Genomic DNA, 6,050 nt, shown 5'->3' on the forward strand with positions numbered 1-6,050 from the left:
GCCGAATGGGCGAAATGGAACGGCCAGCGCCCCTTCGTCGGTGCGCTGACTTTGGAATTGCCCACGCCGGCCGATGACGACGTCCTGTCGTGGATCGCCTCGGGAACGCCGCCGATTTGCTTCGGGTTTGGCAGCGCGGCGGTCGAATCCGCTGCCGACACCCTCGACATGATCGCTGCAGCCTGCTCGGAGTTGGGCGAGCGCGCGTTGATTTCGGCAGCGGGGACCGACTTCACGAACGTCTCGCACTTCGACCACGTCAAGGTTGTGGACGCGATGAACTACGCCACGGTCCTTCCCGCATGCCGAGCCTTCGTTCACCACGGCGGAGCGGGCACTACGAACGCGGCGCTGCGCGCCGGGCTTCCCACGTTAATTCTGTGGACGCTGCCCGACCAGGCTATTTGGGCGGCGCGGGTCAAGCGGCTGAAGTTGGGCAGGGGACGACGCTTTTCGACGACGACGCAGGACTCGCTGGTCTCGGATCTGCGCACCATTCTGGCATCGCAATACCTCACGCAAGCCCGCGAATTCGCCACCAGGATGACCAGAGCTGCGGACAGCGCGGCGACCGCGGCCGATCTTGTCGAAAACTTCGCCCGCTTCAAGCGTGTTGGCTGAACGCGGGTTCTCGGGTCATGCGTGTTGTAGGCGGCTATCCGCGGCCAGGCCGGCGTTTGCCAGCGCTACGAAGCAAGGAATTCGTCGAGATACGCCGGGGGCCTCAGGTTCAACAAGCGGTTCCGGTCGGCGGCAAGATCTGCGTATTCGAGCGCGTCGACTTGCGCTGCCGAGTAGGGCAGTAGCGAGTCCGAAGTTCCCTTTCGCACGACGCCAACCCCGAAATCACAATTGAGCACCGCGATGCGCAGATCCTCACGGGTGCTGCGCAACTCGACGATCGCCTTCCAGACGTCACCGCTCCACAGGGCGGCCAAGGTGCCCGATGTGGTAAGTCCCCAGGAAATGTCCCGCCAGCGATGCCGAGCGCGAAAGTCGGCGTAAGACCCCGCAGGGCAGGCGATCGAGGCGCGAGTCGGGTTGCAGTCGTGTACGAAGATGACCCCATCGTCGCGCAGGTAGCGCAGCGTGTTGTCGATGTCGCGCACGACCTGCCGGTGGGTGTGGAGTCCATCGATCAGAGCGACGTCGATACCCCGCTGTTCGAGGAATGCCGATTCGCTCGCGAAAAAGGCGTCGCTGTCGGTGTCGAAATAGTATGTGGCCGCTGCCTTTGCGGCGGCGCGCTTGCGCGTCCGCGCCGAGAGCATCAGGGCTGGGTCGACTGCGATCTTCTCTTCGGCCTCGACGTGTCGGAACGCTTTTCCGGTTGACACGCCGATTTCGAGATAGACGCGTTGCCGCCGCCCGTCCAGCGCGCGCTGTACAGCGTTGATGCGGTTCATGTGAACCCCCTTCGTGGCTGCATCAGTCCGTCCGACGATCGGAGCAACCGCTCGTCGGGCGCCAGTGTCGGCCCAGTGTCGCCCGCGCTGGTGGCTTCTTGACCAGATTCTCGAGGCTAAGCTAACCAGCCGCTCCGAAGTCGCCATTAGTGACTATTGGTGGTCCTTCAGCCAATGGCCAGCATGCACCCGAGAATCGGATCGTGGCCGATGTCGGCCGGTACCATTGGCCTGGCCTGGCGCGCGACGGCTGAAAGGCTCGTTTTTGCAATGAAGTTCGTGGTGGCGAGCTACGGAACTCGTGGTGATATCGAGCCCTGTGCCGCCGTCGGCCGTGAGTTGCTGCGCAGGGGCCACGAAGTGTGCATGGCCGTCCCGCCCGACTTGATTCCGTTCGTCGAATCGGCCGGGCTCGCGGCGGTTGCTTACGGCACGGACACCCGTGCGTACATGGCCGCACAGCGCAGATTCTGGACATGTTTTTTTCGGAGCTTCTGGAGGATTCGAGATCTGATCAGGTTCGGGCTCCAGGTGTCGGCGCTATCGATCCAGTGCTGGACGGAGGTGTGCGCGACGTTGACATCCCTGGCGGACGGAGCCGATCTGCTGTTCACCACCATTCCGTGCGAGCAGGCCGCAGCCAATGTCGCCGAGCACTACGACATTCCGCTGGTCACCCTGCACTACTACCCGGTACGGCCCAACGGACGGTTGATCCCGCTATTGCCCGGACCCATCGCGCGCTTCGCGATGAAGGTATCCAAGTGGCTGTCTTGGCGCATGAACAAGGGCTTCGAGGACGCACATCGCCGTGAGCTAGGTCTGCCCAAGTCGACAAGCCCTACGCACCGGCGAATCGCCGAGCGCCATTCGCTGGAAATCCAGGCCTACGATGACTTTTGTTTCCCGGGGTTGGCCGCCGAATGGAAGAAGTGGAATGGCCGACGGCCCTTTGTGGGTGCGCTGGCGATGAACCTCTCCACAGACGCCGACGACGAGGCGCGGGACTGGATAGCCGCGGGGGCACCGCCCATTTGCTTCGCCTTCGGCAGCATACCGGTCGAATCTCCGGCCTTCACGGCCGAAATGATCAGCGCGGCCTGCGCAGAATTGGGGGAGCGGGCACTGATTTGCGCCGGCGTCACCGACTATAGCGGGGTGCGGTGTTCCGACCACGTGAAGGTGGTGGGGGCGATCAATTACGCGGAGACCTTTCCAATTTGCCGCGCGGTGGTCCACCACGGCGGCGCGGGCACCACGGCTGCGGGGCTGCGCGCCGGAATTCCCGAGCTGGTCCTTTGGACGGAACACGATCAGCCGTTTTGGGGAGCACAGGTGAAACGACTGGGGGTAGGCACCGCCCGGCGCCTGTCAACCACCACCGGGCAAACACTTGCCGCGGACCTGCGCCGAGTCCTGACGCCAGAGTGCATCACCCGAGCCCGCGAGATCGCGACACAGATGACCAAGCCTGCCGAAAGCGCTTCGGCCGCTGCCGATCTTGTGGAAGCCTTCGCCCGCTCGGGGCGAGTTGGCTGATCGGGCTGAAGACGCGCCGGAGCTAGCACGTTTCTCCCAAAGTTGCGTCCGACAGGTGGGATTTAGCGCTTTGGAACTGCCGAAAGCCGGGACGGGCGGCGCTGGCTTTGAGTATGGTTTGGGCGGGCATAAAGAGGTTGGATCAGAGGCTCTAGGGAGTCGGTGCTCATCGATTCGTTCGCCAAGCATCGGTGATCCGGTTGGTTGTTTTCAACGGCGAAGCGAGCACAACGTGCGGCCGAGAGCCTCCTGCGCCGTAACCGGCTAGGCGGTTGATTTGGAGATAGCTGATCGCACTGCGTGCTCGGACGGCGTCGAACAGAACAGAACTGGATCGGTGTAGAGCGCATGCGAGCGCGAGAGCCTGGCAGGGATCAGGCTTTTGATGGGCAAAACGCTTCCTGGGGTGAGGCGTTGCATGCAATTTGATGGCAAGGCACTCCCGCTGACGCGTGGTCAGTTGGACATATGGCTTGCGCATGAAATGGGCCGGGGGGGCGCAGAATGGCAGCTCGGTCTGCTGGGGCGAATCGCCGGTCCGGTAGACCGCGGTCATCTCGAACAGGCGATTCGGCAAGCGGTGCAAGAGGCCGAACCAGGCAGGGCCGCATTTGTTGAGGTCGACGGCCAGGTCCTGCAATACGCGGTCGATTATCCAGATGTGGCATTGGATTTCTACGATCTGATCCAGGCGGATGATCCGGCGCAGAAAGTTCAGGAAATAACCCGGACGATTCAACGGGCGCCGATGCCGCTAAGCGGCCCGCTATTCAAGTTTGTTTTATTTCAAACTTCGTCTGATGAATTCTATCTGTTCGCATGCTGTCACCACATAGCGGTGGACGGCCTAGGTATGGCGTTGGTCAGCCGTCGGGTCGCCGCTATCTACTCCGCGATCGTTTCGGGTGAAGCGATCCCGGCTGCTTCCTTCGGGTCGATACAGGACTTGATTGATTGCGAAACAGACTACGAAGCTTCCGCCGACTACCTTGCCGATAAGGCGTATTGGGCCGGCAAGCTCCCACTCGAACGCGGCTCGCATAGTTGGTCGCTCGGATCCACCGACGAGCATGACGCTTTTCGACCCTCTGCGCGGGTCCGGCTGGACTCGTCGGTCGTCGGCCGGCTAAAAGATATATCCAAGTCGCTGCGCGTCCGCCGGTATTCATTGATCACCGCCGCCTGTGCACTGTTAGCGCGCGGGTGGAGCGCTGACGGCTCGGATGTGGTCCTCGATTTCCCGGTCAGCAGGCGAGTGAGTCCCGAATCCAAAACGCTCCCCGCAATGCTCACGGGGGTGTTGCCGCTGATTTTGAAAGTGCCACCCGACGTTACGCTGGCCGATTTTTGCCAGGATGTTGACGCCCGCATCAGGGAGCTGTTGCAGCACCAGCGTTTTCCCATAAGTGCCCTCGAGGGTGAGAATCGGCTTGCTGGCAGGAAGCGTGAATTTAAACGGCTAGCCGTCAATTTCATTCCTTCACGGCTGCTTCTGGATTTCGCTGGAGCCCCAGCGACAGCGACATATACCAGCCACGGTCCGGTGGAGCATTTCGGGTTGTTCTTCCAGGGCTTCGGGGACCAGCTCTACCTCAGCACGGCGGGTGCCGGGCTGCCGTTCTCAAATTTTGAGGTGCCCGACCTCGCGCGGCGGCTGTGTCGGGTGTTGGCGGCCATGGCGGACGAGCCGGGGCGGCGGTTGTCGTCGATTGATGTGGTCGATGACAGTGAACGCGAGGTGCTTTACCGGCAGGGCAATCGGGCGGCGTTGACCGCGTCGTCTAGGCCGTTGTCGATCCCAGCGCTGTTCGCGCGTCAGGTGGCCCGGACACCGGAGGCGATCGCGATCACCCATGCCGGCCGCGAGCTCACGTATCGAGGACTCGATGACGCTTCGACCGGGTTGGCGCAATTGATGCTGGAGCGCGGAGTCGGCACGGGATCCGTTGTGGGGCTGCTGTGTCCGCGTTCTATCGAGGCGATCACCGCGATGTTGGCGGTACTCAAAACCGGGGCGGCCTACCTCCCGATCGATCCCGCACATCCCGACGCGAGGAGCGGTTTCGTGCTCGCCGATGCCGCGCCCATCTTGGTGCTGACCACGGCAGGCTTGGCCGAACGTCTCGACGGACATGACGTCGCTTTTATCATCCTCGACGACGTGGCCGTTGGTTTTGAGCGCGCTGCCGCGTTGCCGGCGCCCAGGCCTGACGACGTCGCGTATCTGATTTACACCTCGGGCACCACTGGTGTCCCCAAAGGCGTTGCAGTCACCCATCGCAACGTCACTCGCCTGCTGGCAGCGCTGGACGACACAGTGCCTGGCGGCCCGGCCCAAGTGTGGTCACACTGCCACTCTTTGGCGTTCGACTACTCGGTGTGGGAGATCTGGGGCGCCTTACTGCGTGGCGGGCGGCTGGTAGTCGTGCCTGACGCGGTGGCGCGTTCCCCGCAGGACTTGCTTGCGCTGTTGATTGCGCAGCGGGTGACGGTGCTCAGCCAAACCCCGGCGGCGTTTTATGCGTTGCAGTCTGCTGACGCGTTGCGGCCGGCGCCGAGCCAGCTGGAGCTGCAGGCCGTGGTGTTCGGTGGGGAAGCGCTTGAACCGCAACGCCTTCGGCCGTGGCTGGACCGATACCCGAGGTCGCCCCGCTTGATCAACATGTACGGCATCACCGAAACCACGGTGCACGCGTCGGTTCGGGAGATTGTGGCCGGCGATGTCGAGGGGATTGTCAGTCCCATCGGGGTGCCGTTGGATCACCTGGCGTTCTTTGTGCTGGACCAGTGGTTGCGTCCGGTGCCGGTGGGGGTGGTTGGTGAGTTGTATGTGGCCGGTGCTGGTGTGGGGGTGGGGTATTGGCGGCGTGCGTCGTTGACGGGGTCGCGGTTTGTGGCGTGTCCGTTCGGGGGGCCGGGTGCGCGGATGTATCGCACCGGGGATTTGGTGTGCTGGACACCCGATGGGCAGTTGCGCTATGTGGGCCGCGCGGATGAGCAGGTCAAGATTCGCGGGTATCGCGTCGAGCTGGGGGAGGTGCGTAGCGCGTTAGCTGGTGTGGCGGGGGTGGAGCAGGCGGTCGTCGTCGCTCGTGAGGATCCACC

At 63.1% G+C, this 6,050-nt stretch carries 4 protein-coding genes; 3 read left to right on the forward strand and 1 reads right to left on the reverse strand.

What is annotated here, in order from left to right; translation table 11 throughout:
* Positions 1–621 (forward strand): glycosyltransferase (locus A5624_RS01010; protein ID WP_369827425.1); only part of this gene is annotated, 621 nt, incomplete at its 5' end.
* Positions 622–686: 65 nt separating this feature from the next.
* On the opposite strand, the gene A5624_RS01015 is transcribed toward A5624_RS01010, so the two are convergent.
* Positions 687–1,406 carry a class I SAM-dependent methyltransferase gene (locus tag A5624_RS01015; RefSeq protein ID WP_066860142.1) on the reverse strand — a complete coding sequence of 240 codons (720 nt, stop codon included), beginning with the start codon at positions 1,404–1,406 and terminating at the stop codon, positions 687–689.
* 270 nt (positions 1,407–1,676) lie between these two features.
* Here A5624_RS01015 and A5624_RS01020 point away from each other — a divergent pair, with 270 nt between their 5' ends.
* Both A5624_RS01020 and A5624_RS01025 read left to right on the forward strand, forming a co-directional pair.
* The gene (locus tag A5624_RS01020; protein WP_066860145.1) at positions 1,677–2,945 is read left to right on the forward strand and encodes a glycosyltransferase; all 1,269 of its coding nucleotides are present in this window, start codon (positions 1,677–1,679) and stop codon (positions 2,943–2,945) included.
* A 418-nt stretch (positions 2,946–3,363) separates the two neighbouring features.
* Positions 3,364–6,050 (forward strand): amino acid adenylation domain-containing protein (locus A5624_RS01025; RefSeq protein ID WP_156748710.1); only part of this gene is annotated, 2,687 nt, incomplete at its 3' end.

The sequence above is a fragment of the Mycobacterium sp. 1482292.6 genome (assembly GCF_001672995.1).
GTDB classification, from domain to species: domain Bacteria; phylum Actinomycetota; class Actinomycetes; order Mycobacteriales; family Mycobacteriaceae; genus Mycobacterium; species Mycobacterium europaeum_A.